The organism is Candidatus Tumulicola sp. (assembly GCA_035601835.1).
Taxonomy (GTDB): domain Bacteria; phylum Vulcanimicrobiota; class Vulcanimicrobiia; order Eremiobacterales; family Eremiobacteraceae; genus DATNNM01.
The window spans coordinates 143707-158195 of sequence record DATNNM010000011.1 but is presented as its reverse complement, the minus strand read 5'-3'; the positions used below and the strand labels follow the sequence as shown (position 1 = coordinate 158195).

At 63.8% G+C, this 14489-nt stretch carries 17 protein-coding genes; 9 read left to right on the top strand and 8 right to left on the bottom strand.

Going from position 1 to position 14489, the window contains the following annotated elements:
* The first annotated feature begins 54 nt into the window (after positions 1–54).
* From lepB to VN934_05495, 8 genes are read left to right on the top strand one after another with little or no spacing between them, the layout of a single operon-like run.
* Positions 55–642 carry a signal peptidase I gene (lepB, locus tag VN934_05530; GenBank protein HXM18255.1) on the top strand — a complete coding sequence of 196 codons (588 nt, stop codon included), beginning with the start codon at positions 55–57 and terminating at the stop codon, positions 640–642.
* A complete protein-coding gene (locus VN934_05525; protein ID HXM18254.1) occupies positions 623–1438 on the top strand; it encodes a GTPase in 816 nt (271 codons plus the stop codon). Before lepB ends, VN934_05525 begins: the two co-directional genes overlap by 20 nt.
* Entirely contained in the window at positions 1435–2094 is a 660-nt protein-coding gene (locus VN934_05520) for a ribonuclease HII (protein HXM18253.1), read from the top strand. The genes VN934_05525 and VN934_05520 overlap by 4 nt, the downstream gene beginning before the upstream one ends.
* Positions 2091–2474, top strand: coding sequence for a YraN family protein (locus VN934_05515; protein ID HXM18252.1), 384 nt, complete (start codon positions 2091–2093; stop codon positions 2472–2474). Before VN934_05520 ends, VN934_05515 begins: the two co-directional genes overlap by 4 nt.
* Positions 2471–3472, top strand: coding sequence for a protein kinase (locus VN934_05510; protein HXM18251.1), 1002 nt, complete (start codon positions 2471–2473; stop codon positions 3470–3472). The genes VN934_05515 and VN934_05510 overlap by 4 nt, the downstream gene beginning before the upstream one ends.
* A gap of 34 nt (positions 3473–3506) precedes the next feature.
* A complete protein-coding gene (locus VN934_05505; protein HXM18250.1) occupies positions 3507–3716 on the top strand; it encodes a hypothetical protein in 210 nt (69 codons plus the stop codon).
* Positions 3713–4342 carry a universal stress protein gene (locus tag VN934_05500; GenBank protein ID HXM18249.1) on the top strand — a complete coding sequence of 210 codons (630 nt, stop codon included), beginning with the start codon at positions 3713–3715 and terminating at the stop codon, positions 4340–4342. The genes VN934_05505 and VN934_05500 overlap by 4 nt, the downstream gene beginning before the upstream one ends.
* A complete protein-coding gene (locus VN934_05495) occupies positions 4339–5025 on the top strand; it encodes a hypothetical protein (protein HXM18248.1) in 687 nt (228 codons plus the stop codon). Before VN934_05500 ends, VN934_05495 begins: the two co-directional genes overlap by 4 nt.
* A gap of 25 nt (positions 5026–5050) precedes the next feature.
* Here the strand turns inward: VN934_05495 and VN934_05490 are convergent, their stop codons facing one another.
* From VN934_05490 to VN934_05470, 5 genes are all read right to left on the bottom strand, one after another.
* On the bottom strand, positions 5051–5389 hold the full coding sequence (locus VN934_05490; GenBank protein ID HXM18247.1) for a hypothetical protein: 339 nt from the start codon (positions 5387–5389) through the stop codon (positions 5051–5053).
* A 5-nt stretch (positions 5390–5394) separates the two neighbouring features.
* Complete coding sequence (locus VN934_05485; protein HXM18246.1) at positions 5395–6438, bottom strand: ribose ABC transporter permease; 1044 nt, start codon at positions 6436–6438, stop codon at positions 5395–5397.
* A gap of 1 nt (position 6439) precedes the next feature.
* On the bottom strand, positions 6440–7927 hold the full coding sequence (locus VN934_05480) for a sugar ABC transporter ATP-binding protein (protein ID HXM18245.1): 1488 nt from the start codon (positions 7925–7927) through the stop codon (positions 6440–6442).
* 43 nt (positions 7928–7970) lie between these two features.
* Complete coding sequence (locus tag VN934_05475) at positions 7971–8924, bottom strand: substrate-binding domain-containing protein (GenBank protein HXM18244.1); 954 nt, start codon at positions 8922–8924, stop codon at positions 7971–7973.
* 239 nt (positions 8925–9163) lie between these two features.
* The gene (locus VN934_05470; GenBank protein HXM18243.1) at positions 9164–10663 is read right to left on the bottom strand and encodes a hypothetical protein; all 1500 of its coding nucleotides are present in this window, start codon (positions 10661–10663) and stop codon (positions 9164–9166) included.
* A 148-nt stretch (positions 10664–10811) separates the two neighbouring features.
* Here VN934_05470 and VN934_05465 point away from each other — a divergent pair, with 148 nt between their 5' ends.
* Positions 10812–12347 carry a YifB family Mg chelatase-like AAA ATPase gene (locus VN934_05465; GenBank protein ID HXM18242.1) on the top strand — a complete coding sequence of 512 codons (1536 nt, stop codon included), beginning with the start codon at positions 10812–10814 and terminating at the stop codon, positions 12345–12347.
* Positions 12348–12350: 3 nt separating this feature from the next.
* On the opposite strand, the gene VN934_05460 is transcribed toward VN934_05465, so the two are convergent.
* The 3 genes from VN934_05460 to VN934_05450 form a co-directional block, all read right to left on the bottom strand.
* On the bottom strand, positions 12351–13295 hold the full coding sequence (locus VN934_05460) for an NHL repeat-containing protein (GenBank protein HXM18241.1): 945 nt from the start codon (positions 13293–13295) through the stop codon (positions 12351–12353).
* Positions 13296–13312: 17 nt separating this feature from the next.
* On the bottom strand, positions 13313–13717 hold the full coding sequence (locus VN934_05455) for a hypothetical protein (protein ID HXM18240.1): 405 nt from the start codon (positions 13715–13717) through the stop codon (positions 13313–13315).
* 93 nt (positions 13718–13810) lie between these two features.
* Entirely contained in the window at positions 13811–14467 is a 657-nt protein-coding gene (locus VN934_05450) for a DsbA family protein (GenBank protein HXM18239.1), read from the bottom strand.
* Between the last annotated feature and the right edge of the window lie 22 nt (positions 14468–14489).

The window sequence follows — 14489 nt, the reverse complement described above, 5'->3', positions numbered from 1 at the left end:
GCGCCTTATACTGTGGGGAGGGCGCACTCGCCTGTTTCCTGAACCAGTGAGTCCGTGGCGTTGGAAAGCGCGCTCGAAGGTCCCCGCGCCGGCAGACTCGACCGCTTCAAGCGGATCGCGAAAGCCGCGGGGAAACTAGCTCTCGAACTCGCCGCGTTGTGCCTGTTGGCGCTCCTGTTCTTCTTCCGCGCGCCGCAGGTGACGGGTCACTCAATGGAGCCCCAACTGCTCGCCGGCGACCACGTGCTCATCGACACGCTGGCGTTCGATTTCAGCGTCCCCGCGATCCACGTCCGCTTGCACCAGCTGGCCCGCGGCGAGGTCGTCGCGTTCGTCCACGGTGCAGGCGACGGCAAAGAGTCGTACGTCAAGCGCGTCATCGGAGTGCCCGGCGATGCGGTCGCCATCGTCGGCGGCCAGGTGCTCGTGAACTCAGAGCCGCTCGCCGAAGCATACGTGAGCTTGCGCGACCGGGCCAACTTCACGGAGATCGTGGTACCCACGGATTCCTACTTCGTGTTGGGCGACAACCGCGGTGAGTCGGACGATTCCCGCGCCTTTGGTCCAGTCCCGCGCAGCGCGATCACCGGTCGCGCCGACTTTGTCGTGTGGCCGCTGAATCGTGTCGGCCGGATCCGCTAAGCCCAAAGCGCACGCGTCATGGTTCCCCGGCCACATGGCCGCGGGGATGCGCGCCATCGACGAGATCGCGGCGGTCATCGACGTCGTGGTCGAGGTACGAGATGCGCGGCTGCCTGCCGCGACCGCCGTCGCCCATCTGCATCCAAAGCTCGGCCGTAAGCCGTCGCTCATCTTGCTCAATCGCGAAGACCTCGCAGATCCGCGCGTCACCGGCCTGTGGCTTTCAACGCTGCGCCAGTCCGGCCGATCCGTCTTCGCCGGCGTCGGCACTCGAGCGTCATCACTGCACGGTCTGCGTGACGCGATCATCAGCCGGCCGCGCCGCGCCGGGCGGCTGCGGGTCGCCGTGATCGGCGCTCCGAACACCGGCAAGTCGTCCGTCATCAACGCGCTTGGCCGCCGCAAGCGCGCGGTCGTGCAGGATCGCGCGGGCGTCACACGTCATGTCCGCTGGCTGCCCGTCAGCGACGGCGTCGAAGTGCTTGACACTCCGGGCGTGCTGCCGCCGCGCATAGCGAGTCCGGACGCCGCGTGGCAACTCGCCGCGTGCGGGTGTTTGCCGGAAACGGCCTACGATCCCGAAGACGTCGTCGAACGCCTGGCCGCTTGGGTGCGCACGCAAGGGTTGGTCCAGGCAGATCGCTTCGAACTCGATGCGTTTGCCCGCGCGCACGGGATGCTGCGTAAAGGCGGCGAACTCGACCGCCCAGCAGCGGCGCGCAAGCTGCTCGCAACGTTTCGCGCGGGAGCTCTGTTGCACGTGACCTTTGAACGCCCGGTCGTGGAAAAAGCGTGAAGCCCAGGGAGCGCCGGCGCCTCAAACGGCTGCACGCTTTCGAGCGCGCGGCGTGGGAGAGCGGCGCCCACTACGTGTGCGGCGTTGATGAAGTCGGCCGCGGTCCGCTCGCAGGACCCGTCGTCGCCTGCGCGGTCGTCATCGATAAGCCGCTCGAGCTCGAGCATCTCAACGACAGCAAGGTCGTGACGATGCTGCGCCGTCAGGAGCTGGAAGCGGTCATCCGCTCGCAGGCGGTATGCGTCTCGCTCGGCTGGGCCGACGTGGAAGAGATCGATCGCATCAACATCTTGCAAGCATCGAGACTCGCCATGGCACGAGCTCTCGCGGGCTTGAGCGTGCCGCCCTGCCGCGTGTTCGTCGACGCGGTCTCGATCCCAGGTTGTCCTTACCCGCAAGAGTCCATCATCGACGGCGACGCCAAATCAGCGGCGATCGCGGCAGCGAGCATCGTCGCCAAAGTGGCGCGCGACGCGCACATGGCGCTGCTTGATGCGCTATTCCCGGAATACGGCTTTGCGCAGCACAAGGGCTACGCCACGCTCGAGCACCTGCACGTGTTGGCTCGACTCGGTCCCTGCGCGCACCACCGGCGCAGCTTTGCGCCCGTCATCGCGCCCCCGTTCGATTTCGTCTTCGACCGCGGCGCCCCGTGAAGCGACGGCCCCGAGCGGGCTTGGCGGCCGCCGGCGGCGCCGCCGAGCGAATCGCCGCCGCTTTTCTGCGTGAGCGCGGGTATCACGTGCTCGAGCATAATTTTCGCTGCCGCGGCGGCGAGATCGACCTGGTCGCGCTCGACGGCAGCACGTTGGTATTCCTCGAGGTGAAGATGCGGCGCACTCTGGCCCGCGGCGCGCCGATCGAGGCCGTGACCGCGCTCAAACAAGCGCGCATCCGACGGGCCGCGCAGTCGTATCTCGCATACTGCGGCCAGGTGTTCCATCGCATCCGCTTCGACGTGATCAGCATCATGAAGACCGCGCGCACGACGGATATCACGCATTTGAAAGCGGCATTCGAGGCGCCGCCGGCATGAGTGTTCCCGCCAACACGGTCCTCGCCAACCGTTACCGCATCATCGAGCGGGTCGGCGGCGGCGGCATGGGTGAAGTGTTCCGCGGCATGGATCACGTGCTGGAACGAGAGGTGGCGATCAAGCTGCTCACCGAGCAATCGGATGAGGTCAACCGGCGTTTCTTGGTCGAGGCGCAATCCATGGCGCGGCTCAACCATCCGAACATCGTGAGCGTGTACGACGTCGGCGTCGATCGAGAATTCTCGTACATCATCTTGGAGTACGTGCGTGGCCGCACCGTGCGCCAACTCGACCGGACCGCGCTCGGCATCCACGGAACGATCGACCTCGCGATTCAAATACTCACGGCGCTGCAATACGCGCACGAACGAGACGTGGTGCATCGCGATCTCAAGCCCGGCAACGTCATCCTCGCAGACGACGGCACGCTGAAGGTGATGGATTTCGGGCTGGCCCGGCGCCTTTCGGACGTGACCAACCTCGAGCAGAGCGGCGAGATCATCGGGACGATCGCGTACCTCCCGCCTGAGCGCTTCCTTGGGAAGCCCGGCGACCGCTCGAGCGATCTCTACTCGGTCGGCGTGCTGATGTACGAGCTGCTGTGCGGCGTCTTGCCGTTCGCCAGCCCTACTGCGGATCTGGCCGAGGTCATGCGACTGCGGGTCAGCCAGCCTCCGCGACGTCCACGGGAGATCAATCCGCGCGTGCCCGAAGCTCTGGACCAAGTCGTGATGCGGCTCCTTCAAACCGATCCGGCAAAGCGTCCGCACGACGCCGCCACCATCATCGCCCAATTGCGCTCGATCCGGCACGCGACACGCAGCGCACCCGACGAGCGCCCGGCGGGGCGAGAACGCGGCGAGCCGGCAGAGCGCCTGCGCGTGGCGCGAGCCCTCGACTTGATGGTCGAGGGCAGGCGGCAGGGCCTGGGCGGAGGCGGGCGCGGGGCAAAGGCGCGCTACCTCGCGGCGCTCAAGCTTCTGCGCAAGCCATTGTAGGCCTGAGGCTCGACGCATCCGAATGCCTCAAGCCTTGAACAATCCGAAGTACCTTCGCTTCAAGGTGGCGTCGTCGTTCATAATCGCCGCGCTTGCGACGATCGCCTTCGTGCGACTCGCGCTTGAAGCGCCGCCCTCGCCGCAGACATTTGCGGCATACGGCGTCGCCGCGGTCATCGCCGCAGCCGGCATCTGGCGCGGTTTGATCTACTTGCGCGCCGCGCGGGCCGCCCAGCGCGCTTGAACCCCGCGTTCGAGCCGGCCGGCATCGTGATCGGCCTGTTGATCATCGGCGCCGTCGCATCGAGCATGTACTGGATGCTTCATGCGCCGTCGTCGCGCACGACGATGATCGCCGCATCGGCGTCCGAGCACGCGACCGAGATCTCGGGCAAAGTGCTCGTGGTCTTTTCGGCGGACATCCAGTCCGAAGTGCTGATGGCACTGGCGGCGCGCATGGCGGCGCGGCAGCACGCGCAGGTCCTGGCGATTTACGTCATCGAGGTGCCCTACACGCTGCCGATCGAGGCCGAGTTGCCGCAAGCCGAGCGCACCGCGCTCGAGGTGCTGACCGCCGCGGAGGAGATCGGGCGCAAAGTCAACGTGGACATCCAAACGCGCACCATCCGAGACCGGCAGGCCGGCCCCGCCATCATCGGGGCCGCGCGAGAGGAAAACGCGAGCCTTATCGTTATGGGTACGTACCGCGAACACGGCTACACGGGGGCGCCGCTCGCGAAAACCATCGAATTCGTCACCACGCACACGCAGACCGACGTGCTCATCGGTGTGTCCAGTATCGATTCGGAGAGCATGCTCAGCGTAGGCCCCGCAGATTTCACCGTGCAGCTAGGCAGAAGGAAAAAATGAACAGACATGCAGCCATCGGCGCGGGCGGCGTAAGCGGACTCATCGCAGCGGCTTTGATGGCGCTCGCGGCGCCTACGAGCGGCGCGATGCCTCCGCCGCCGCTTTCGCCCGCGCAGCGCGCGCTCGCAAAGTTCGAGACGGCCTGGAACGCGCTCAAGACGTACTCGTGCACGCTCGACGCGCACGAAGTTCAAGACCGTAACGTGCAGGATCGCACCTATGAGTTCTGGTTTTCAAAGCCGTTCGACACGCGCATGAACATCGTCGGCGGCGCCGGACGCGGCGGCGCGGCGGTCTGGCACGGCGGCGATCGCGTGACCGGGCATCAAGGCGGCATCGTCTCGTTCATACACCTGACCTTGAACATCCACGACGGCAGGGCGACCTCGCTCCGCGGCATCACCATCGCCGAGGCCAACTTCGGGGCGTACCTTGACAAGATCCACAACGCGAAATTCAAGTCGATCGACGCGGTCCCAGATGGTGACAAGTGGACGATCACGCTCGTGCCCGCAGATCCGGCTACGTTTCAGAACATCACGAAAGAGACGATCGTGCTCGGCGCGAGCGGCTTGCCGACGGACATCACGATGTACGTAGGCGAAGGCACGTTGGCGGTCCACAACGTGTACAAGAACACGAAGATCAACGTCGCGATCCCGCCAAGCACGTTCAACTTGTAGTGCCGGGGCTTTAGCCCCGGAAGACCTACGCTTCGCCCGTGAGTTCCCGGTCCTCGAGCTCGGCCTTAGCGTCCTCGCACGCCTGACGCAACGCTAGCAATCCGCCGTGACGCTGCGCGTCCTTGGGATCGGGCGTCGCGTCGGCTCCGATGTCGCCGGTTTCGAACACCCCGTACTTCTTCTCCAGCGCAGCGATGTATGTGTTGACGTCGAGTCGTGTTTCGTCGAACTCTTTGACGAAGCGCTGCAATTCAGGAGTCAGCGAGTGCTCGACAGCCGACAGCCGCTCGGCGTCATCCGCCATCGTGAATTTTTTCCAAAGTGCGACCATCGGACCGAGTCGTTCCCAGATGTCCTCGGGCATGCTCCTTACCTTGGGGCGAAAAAACGCCTGCGGACTGCGTCGAGCAGCAAGGCGCTCAAGATTACCGCGCCGAGGACGACTTCCTGCGCGTACGATTGGACATTCAGAAGATTCATCAGATTGTACAGCACTCCGATGAGCAGCGCGCCTACGAACGTTCCACCCATCGACCCGCGGCCGCCGAAAAGGGACGTTCCGCCCACAACGACGGCTGCGATGCACTGGAGCTCGTATCCCTCGCCAGATTGGGGGATGCCGGAGTTCAAGCGTGCCGCCAGCAGGAGGCTGGCCAGTCCGGCGAGAGCGCCGGAGATTATGAAGACGCCGACCTTCACGCCGCCCACGTTGATGCCGGACAGGCGCGCCGCCTCTTCGTTGCCGCCGATCGCGAATACGTAACGCCCGAAGCGTGTCTGCGTAAGTACGAAGTGGCCAGCGAGGATGATGGCGAGCATGATGATGACCGGCACAGGGATGCCGGGAATGCCGAAGATGTGGCCGACGCTGATCAGCCCGGCTCCGGCGAAGTTGAACATGTCGTTGTTGATCTCGATCGGCCGTCCGCCGGTATAGAGAAACGCTAGGCCGCGCGCCATGAGCATCATCGATAGCGTCGTGATGAAAGGGGCTAAGCCCAGTTTCACAACCGGCACGCCGTTGATTGCGCCGGCGATACCGCCCACACCCAGTCCGACGGCGATAGCCAGGAACAGCCCGAAGATTGGCGACGGCTGACCCGACAGCGTCCCGGCCATGAGCACGCCGGTCAGCGCGATGAGCGACCCGACTGAGAGGTCGATGCCGGCGGTTATGATCACAAAGGTTTGCCCGGCGGCGAGAATCGCGTTGACCGAGATCTGGCGCAGCACGTTGACGACGTTGCCCGGCGCGAGGAAATCGCCGTGGGTAAGGCCGTTGAGGACCCCTAACAGCACGACTAAGCCTGCGACAAGACCTGCGGTGCGCAGGGCCGAGCGGCGACGTTTCTTGGCCGTCTCAGCGGCGGCTGCTTGGGTTTCTGCCGTAGCCTTGGCTTGCAGATTCGCCACGCTAAGCGGCCGCCGCCCCGGTCATGAAACGCGCGACGGCGTCTTGCGTCGCTTCCCCGCGCTTGAACTCCGCCACCACGCCTCCTCCGCGCATCACGACCACGCGCATCGACATGCCCAAGACCTCGGGCAGCTCGGATGACACCATGATGATCCCGGTGCCGGCTTTGGCCAAACCGACCATGAGGTCGTAGATCTCTGCTTTTGCGCCGACGTCGATGCCGCGCGTCGGCTCGTCGAAGCAGATGAGCTCGGCGCGTTCGAGCAGCCATTTCGCCAGCACGACTTTTTGTTGATTACCGCCGGACAGGGCGCGCACGATCTGTTCGATGGATGGGGCACGGATGCGCAGCTCGGCTGCTAGTCTTGAGACGGCGGCGGTCTCCTCGAGGCGGCTCACGACGCCGTGGTGCGTGAACTCCGCGAGATGCGGCAGCGTGACGTTTTCTCGGATCGTCATGCCCAGCACCAGGCCCTGGGTCTTGCGATCTTCCGTGACGAGCGCGAGGCCCGCCGCGATCGCGTCGTGCGGGCTGCGTGGATGCAACGCTGCTCCTTTCCAAAGCAGCGAGCCGGAATCGAAGGAATCCGCGCCGCAAATGGCCCGCAGCAGCGATGTGCGGCCCGCGCCCACCAATCCGGCGATGCCGAGGATCTCGCCCTGATGAACATCCAGACTCACGTCATGCATGCGGCCGGCCGTCGTGAGATTGCGCACCGAGAGCAACGGCACACCGGTGCGGTCCGGTTCCAGCGGCAGCGTTGGAAAGTGCGCCTCTAAGGTCCGCCCGACCATCAGCTTGATGACGGCGTCTTGCGTGAGGTTCTTGGCGTCGTCGGTGCCCACCAGCCGCCCGTCACGGAACACCGTGATGCGGTCGGCGATCGCGAAGACCTCATCGAGCCGGTGCGAGATGTACACGATCCCGACGCCTTGTTTCGTGAGCGTGCGGATGATCTCGAAGAGGTGCTCGACCTCGCGCCCGGACAGCGCGGCCGACGGCTCGTCCATGAAGATCACGCGCGCCTTCACCGATAAGGCCTTGGCGATCTCGATCATCTGCTGCTGGGCCACCGACAACGTGCGCACGAGCGCGAGCAGCGGCACGTCCACGCCGAGCCGAGCGAACAGCCCCGCGGCCTGCTTGTAGAGCTCTTTCCAATCGATCGCCGGACCGCGCGTCGGCTCGCGTCCGAGCATCACGTTCTCGGCTGCGGATAGCTGCGGCACGAGATTGAATTCCTGATGGATGACCGCGATGCCGAGCGCTTGCGAGTGTTTGGGAGACGCGATGATGACCGGCTTGCCCTCGACCTCGATCGAACCGCCATCCGGGTGTACCGCGCCGGCGAGGATTTTCACCAGCGTCGATTTGCCGGCGCCGTTTTCGCCGACCAGCGCATGCACCTCGCCGCACCGGACGTCGAAGTCGACGCCGTCGAGCGCGCGCACGCCGGGATAGGATTTGGCGATGCCGCGCATCGTCATATAGGGCGATTCGGCGGGAGCGTCAGCGGGCGGCATACGGTTGTTAGTGGGTCGGCTGCTTTCCGGTGTACGAACCGACCTGCACCGGCACTCGCTTGGGCGGCACCTTGCCGGAGAAGTAGTCGTGGATGGCGTCGATGGTCAGCTTACCGATGAGATCGGGGTGCTGCTCCGGGTCGCCGACCATCTGGCCGGCGTCGATCGCTTTCTTGGCTTCGGGGTTGGCGTCGTATCCCACGATCTTGATCTTGCCGACCTTACCGGTGGATTTGATCGAAGCGAGAGCGCCGAGCGCGGAGTCGTCGTTGATGCCGAACACGCCCGAGAGATTTGGAAAGCGCTGCTGCAGATTGTCCATCACAGATGCCGCCTTGGCGCGTTCTCCGCCGGCGGGCTGATCCGCCACGATCGTGACGTTTGGATATTTGGCCTTGAGCTCGTCCTTGAAGCCCTTCACGCGATCTTGGACGGAGGTCACTTCCGGCTCGTCGATGATGGCGATCGTGCCTTGGCCGTTGAGCGCTTTGCCGAGCAGATCGGCTGCGACCTTGCCGCCCTGAACGTTGTCGGAGGCGATGTGGCTGATCACGTCGCCCTTGCTGGCCGTGCTCGCGATGTCCGCGGTGAACACGGGGACTTTTGCGGTATTGGCCTCGACGATCGCCGGGCCCACGGCTTTCGAATCGGCCGGCGACAGCACGATCGCGTCCACGTGCTTGCTGATGAAGTCCTCGACCTGTGACGTCTGTTTCGCTTGATCGTGGTTCGCATCGGTGAAGGAGATCGCATAACCGTACTTGCCGGCTTCATCCTTCATGCCTTGTTCCATCGCCTGATAGAACTGCGCTTCGAGATCGAGCAGCGACACGCCAATCGTCTTGCCGCCGGCGGGTCCCGCCGTGCTGCTCGCGTTGTTGGAACTTTGCGTGCACGCCGAAAGCGTCAGAGAAGCCGCGATCGCGGCGCCGACAATCATCGAGAACGGCCGATTTTTCAAAGTTTCCTCCTGGGAAGCGTCGTTTCACTTGCTGGTACGAACGCCTGCATCGCATGCATGTTCGAGTGGAAGGTCCTCGCTCCTATCCACACGGTTTCGCCGCATTTGTGTGGATATGTGGATAGAATTTTCCCCATCCTTAAGCCTGGCTCAAGGGGCCCGCGAGCGGTTTCAAGAGGCCGTTTCTTACGAGATTGCCGAGCGCTTTTCCCCGCCCGATGGACGAATTTCGATACCGGCTAGTAGTATGTGACGTCGAGTGTTTCTGAAGAGAACTGTGTCAGGCACGTGCTCGATAGGATCACCATCTGATAGATCACCTCCGGCTGATCGCCGTCCAAGACGATGCCTTTGTTCGCCGCAGGTGAATTCGCCCACGACTGCACGATCGGCGTGACGTCGAGCTGTATGTCTGGGCCTTGGATGCGCGAACCTCCATACGAGGCCGTGCGCGCGACTCTCCCGCCCGGATACCAGACCTGATTCGCGGGCCCGTACGATGACAGACATGTGGTTCCTCCGCCGATTCCTTGCGTCGCGCCCGCCACCAAGTGCAGTTGTGCTTTGGCTATGGTCCGCCCGGTGAGGGCGCCGGTGTTGAAGTGCACGTAGCCTCGGAACAGGCTGTTCATGTAGCCCGATATATCCGTGTGCGCATTATCGCGAAACATGTCGGCGATGTGCGTGAAGCCGACGCTGAGGCTCAGCAGGTCTCGCACGTTTCCGTTTTGGTTTGATTGCTTCCACACTTCTATATAGGTGATGTAGAAGTAGTCGACCACCATCGTGCCGATGGTATCCGGATTGAACGACATCGTCTTACCGATGCCGCCTTCGCCGATGCACAGGCGTACGCTGCGGTTTGATTCGTCATTCCCATGGAAGGCTGTGACCGCGAAGCAAGCACCTGCTCTGGGTTGATCAAGCACGATCAGGTGAACGCTCGGATCATGCTGCGTGGCGACCGGCTTGATGGCGCCGAGCATATGAATGGCGGTGGCGCCGGAGACGCCTGTGTCCGCCGTGTAGACGTTGTACCCGTCGATGTGCGCCGGGAACGGATAGTCCCACACCAGCACGAGCTTGCCGGCCGGCAAGGCGATGTAGCACGCGAACGAGCCCGCGCTACCGCCATGCGACGCGCACGCCGGCGGCGGCACCTTCGGATCCGGACCAGGTAGCACTTGGGCTAAGTTGATCGGCGGCTGCAACGGCGCCGGGAGCGCGCTGATGTTGGCGATAGTAGCGCTGCCGGGTTTTGGCGTGGGTGTGGCGTTGGGTTTGAAAATCGTGGACGGGCTGACAATCGAGAGCTTTGGTGTGGGTGTAGGCGTCGGCGTGGGATTGACGCAGGTGACCGAGACCTTGACGCTCGCGCTCACCGGACCTTGCAGAACTCGCAAAGCCTCGGTCTCGATGCCGGCCTGCGCGGCTGTGACGGTGATCGAGTCGGTGACCGTCAGCAGTGCCGGCGACAGTGGGATCGTGCCGACCGTCCAGGGCGTCATTGAGGGCGAGCCGCCCACGACGCGAGCGAATTGATAGGTCGGTTTCAAACCGGCTTTGCCTGAGATCCCGCCGGTGAATTTGATCGTGACTGGGCAAGGCCCGGTGTAGGCCGCCACACTCGGCGTCAGGGTGACGCTGAAAACCTTCGGCGCGGCGAGCGCTGGCAAACTCAATAGCGAGGAGCCGACGAGAAAAACCGCGAGGCCGGCAATGGCCTGTCTTAGAGTCATCGTTAGAACCTCAAAAGCCGTCTTACACCCCGGTCTTATTGTAACTCACCCACGTCCGACGCCCGTCTCGCCCTTGCGACGCGCGAACACAATTCTGGGACGGTTGCGGGACATTTACGGCTTAGCTCCACTGCGTGACATAGGGGATATGTTGGCCATTGGATACTCGGCGGCGCTGCGCGGCATCGACGCCTATGTGGTGCGCGTGGAAGTCGTCGGCGTGCCCACGACCGACATCAGCATCCACATCGTCGGGCTTGCAGACCGCTCCATTCAAGAGTCGAAGGAGCGCGTCAACGCCGCTGTGCGCTCGTGCGGCTATCTCTTCCCGACCTACAAGGTCGTCGTCAACCTGGCGCCGGCCGATATCCGCAAAGAGGGCGCCGCGTTCGACGTGCCTTTAGCCTTGGCGATCTTGGCGATGGATGGCCAGATCGACGCGAAGAATCTGCGAGGCGTCATCGCTATCGGTGAGCTTGCGCTCGACGGAGCGGTGAAAGCGGTTGGGGGCGTGCTTCCCATCGCGATCGGCGCCAAGCGCGCCGGCTTTACGAAATTGATCCTGCCCGCTGATAATGTAGCGGAAGCGGCGCTCGTGGATGGACTCACGCTGTTTCCAGTGCGCACGCTTCCGCAGGCCGTTGACGTGGTGCTCGGCCGGAGCACGTTAGGAATCGCGTCGACTGGGAGCCGAGAAGAGCTCGCCGTCGAGCCTACTCATTACTCTGAAGACCTCGAGGACGTGCGCGGTCAAGAGCGAGCCAAACGTGCGATGGAAGTGGCGGCGGCGGGCGGCCACAACTTGTTGTTCGTGGGCGCACCGGGAAGCGGCAAGACGATGCTGGCGCGGCGCATCCCGTCGATCATGCCTTCGCTCACCGCTGCCGAGGCGCTCGAAGTAACCAAGCTCTACAGCGTGAGCGGTTTGCTGCGCAACAAATCGCGCTTGGTGACCTCGCGCCCATTTCGGGCGCCACATCATACGGTGAGCGCCACCGCGCTGGTCGGCGGCGGTTCGTTGCCGCGGCCCGGTGAAGTCTCCCTGGCCCACTGCGGGGTGCTGTTCTTAGACGAGTTGCCGGAGTTCCCGCGTTCCGCGCTCGAGGTATTGCGCCAACCGCTTGAAGATGCGACGGTCACCGTGTGCCGCACCGCCGGCACGGTGACGTATCCCGCGAAATTCATGCTCGTCGCCAGCCTCAACCCGTGCCCCTGCGGCTACAGCGGCGACAAGTTGCGCGGCTGTTCGTGTTCGCCGCACGCGATCGCGCGTTATCTCTCGAAGCTTTCGGGACCGTTACTCGATCGCGTCGATATCCACGTTGAGGTGCCGCGTCTGCCGTATGAAGACATGGCGCGCCGTACGCCTGCGGAGCCCTCGGGTGCGGTACGGGCGCGTGTCGAAGCGGCGCGCCGGCGCCAGCGCGAGCGGCTCGGCAGCGCGGGCTGCAACGCGGCGATGCCAGCCAAGTCGCTACGCCAGTATTGCGCGCTCGAGGATCGATGCCGCGGACTGCTCGCGGCAGCCGTCACCAAATTGCACTTGTCGGCGCGCGCGCACGATCGCATCTTACGCGTCGCCCGGACGATCGCGGACCTCGCCGGCGCGGACGCGATCGCCCCGGCGCACTTGGCCGAGGCGATCGGCTATCGAAGTTTGGATCGCTCGCTGTGGGCGAGCTGACGGCTAGTGGATCGCGAAGTCGACGGGCGATCCGCCACCCGGCAGCGCATATGTCGTCCAGTTCGTGCCGCTCATGTCGTCGATGCGCACGATGCGGTTGTTGCCCTCATCCGTCACGTAGATGCGTCCGGAGGCGTCGAGGTTGACCTTCCCCGGGAAGCTGAAGTTCCCGACGCCCGCACCCTGGGTGCCGTACGCCGTCCAATTCGCACCGCTCATGTTATCGATGCGCACGATGCGATGGTTGTTGTCGTCGGCGACGTAGATTCTCCCGGACCCATCCACGGCCAAGCCGGTCGGAAAATTGAAATTAGCAACGCCGCTGCCCGACGTGCCATAGGTCGTCCAATTCGTGCCGGTCATGTCGTCGATGCGCACAATGCGCCCGTTGCCTTCATCGGTGATGTAAATGCGGGTGCTCGCATCCAGCGCAAGGCCGCGCGGGAATCCGAACTGATTGGTACCCGCACCGGCCGTGCCGAAGGCCGTCCAACCCGTTCCCGTCATGTCGTTGAAGCGCACGACGCGATCATTGCTGCCATCGGCGACGTAGATGCGGTTGCTCGCGTCAAGAACGATGCCTTCGCCGAGGCTGAACTGGTTCGTGCCGGCGCCAAGCGAACCGAACGTGGTCCACCCGCTGCCGGACATATCGTTCATCCGCACGATGCGATTATTGTCCGTATCGTCGACATAGATCTTGTTGTCGGGTCCCACCACAATGCCGCTCACGTCGTTAAAATTCCCAACGCCGGAACCGAATGAACCGTAAACGACAAAGCCTGCGCCGGTCAAGTCGCTGATGCGAATGACGCGCGAGTTCGTACCATCCATGATGTAGAAGCCGGCGTTGGGCGGCGGTCCGAAGAACGGCGCCGTGCCGGCGCCATTACAGGCGACCAAAAGCAATGCAATCGCCGCGAATAGAACCGTGCCACGTCTCATCATGTTATGTCCCTTCAGCGTCACGTTTTGCGGACGATCATCGAAACCACCGTGCCGAGGATGAGCGCCGCGATGAGCTCATAGCCGAGCTGCTTGAGCAGCAAGATCGAGGGCATCGGCTGCACCGCGTACACTATCACGAACGGCGGCAATTTGGCGAGGAGCCACGCGAGAAATCCAAAGGTCAGGCCTTGCATGACCGGCGGCTTATCTTCGACGCCCTTCGAGTAGATCCACACGAACGCGATCGCGTAGGCCGCATACGCGAGAAATATCAACGGGAACAACGTGCTGGCCGCCGGCCGATAAAGCGTCGCAACGGTATTATAGTCCGATGCCAGTAAGAAGGCGTGGATCAGCGTTCCCAACCCCGCCATGAGTATGAAAGCAACGATCATAGCGATCAACAAGCGCGCAGTGCTCATGGTCCCCTCCAAACGGCTAAGCGAGCGCAGCTCCGTGCGAGAAGCGCCCGTGGCCGCATTCGGATGACGGGGGTCGTACCCTCCTAGCGCGCTCTAGTCCGCCGGCGCGGGGTGGGCGGCGTTGAAGCGCGCGACACCGTCAGCAGCGTGCCACATCTCCTGAAAGCATGCCGAAAGGGACTCGTAGCGGTACAAACCGGATAGAACCGCCAAATCGTCGATGTCGTTGCGCAGCACAAACGTCGGTCGGATCGTGCCGCCGAGCGCCTTAAATTCGGCGGTCGCGTCATCGATGCGCGCCATCGTCGCGGGATCGTCCATCGCGCGCTCCAGCGCCGCTGGATCCAGCCCACCGGCGCGTGCGGCGATTTCGGTCGCGACATCGCGTCGCGCCAGTTTCTTGCCGTCGTTCATCGCCGCTCGTGCGAGCGCGAGACGTACGCGATCGTCGCTGACCCCGAGCGTGCGCGCCGCTTCAGCCGCAAGATTGGCCGGCACGGTCGTGTCGGCGACGCTTTCGCGCCACGCGGCGTTGAGCTTCGTGCCGGAGATCGACGCGGTGCGCGAGTAATACCAGTCGCAGGTCTCGCGCGAATAGCCCATCGCTTGCTTCTCGAAAAGGATTGCGATGCGCCAATCGTAGGCGAGCCGCTCGCCGCACTCTTGGCGCAGGCGTGCAAGCGCGGGTTCGGCGACCAAACACCATGAAGACAGAACGTCGAGATAATAGGTGAGCCGCACGGTCGTCATGCTCGGCCTCTTGCCTTAGCGC

Excerpts from the sequence above, each read along its gene's own strand:
- VN934_05510 (HXM18251.1), top strand. The coding sequence starts at position 2,471 with ATGAGTGTTCCCGCCAACACGGTCCTCGCCAACCGTTACCGCATCATC.
- VN934_05495 (HXM18248.1), top strand. The coding sequence starts at position 4,339 with ATGAACAGACATGCAGCCATCGGCGCGGGCGGCGTAAGCGGACTCATC.
- VN934_05490 (HXM18247.1), bottom strand. The coding sequence starts at position 5,389 with ATGCCCGAGGACATCTGGGAACGACTCGGTCCGATGGTCGCACTTTGG.
- VN934_05480 (HXM18245.1), bottom strand. The coding sequence starts at position 7,927 with ATGACGATGCGCGGCATCGCCAAATCCTATCCCGGCGTGCGCGCGCTC.
- VN934_05470 (HXM18243.1), bottom strand. The coding sequence starts at position 10,663 with ATGACTCTAAGACAGGCCATTGCCGGCCTCGCGGTTTTTCTCGTCGGC.
- VN934_05465 (HXM18242.1), top strand. The coding sequence starts at position 10,812 with ATGTTGGCCATTGGATACTCGGCGGCGCTGCGCGGCATCGACGCCTAT.
- VN934_05460 (HXM18241.1), bottom strand. The coding sequence starts at position 13,295 with ATGATGAGACGTGGCACGGTTCTATTCGCGGCGATTGCATTGCTTTTG.
- VN934_05455 (HXM18240.1), bottom strand. The coding sequence starts at position 13,717 with ATGAGCACTGCGCGCTTGTTGATCGCTATGATCGTTGCTTTCATACTC.
- VN934_05450 (HXM18239.1), bottom strand. The coding sequence starts at position 14,467 with ATGACGACCGTGCGGCTCACCTATTATCTCGACGTTCTGTCTTCATGG.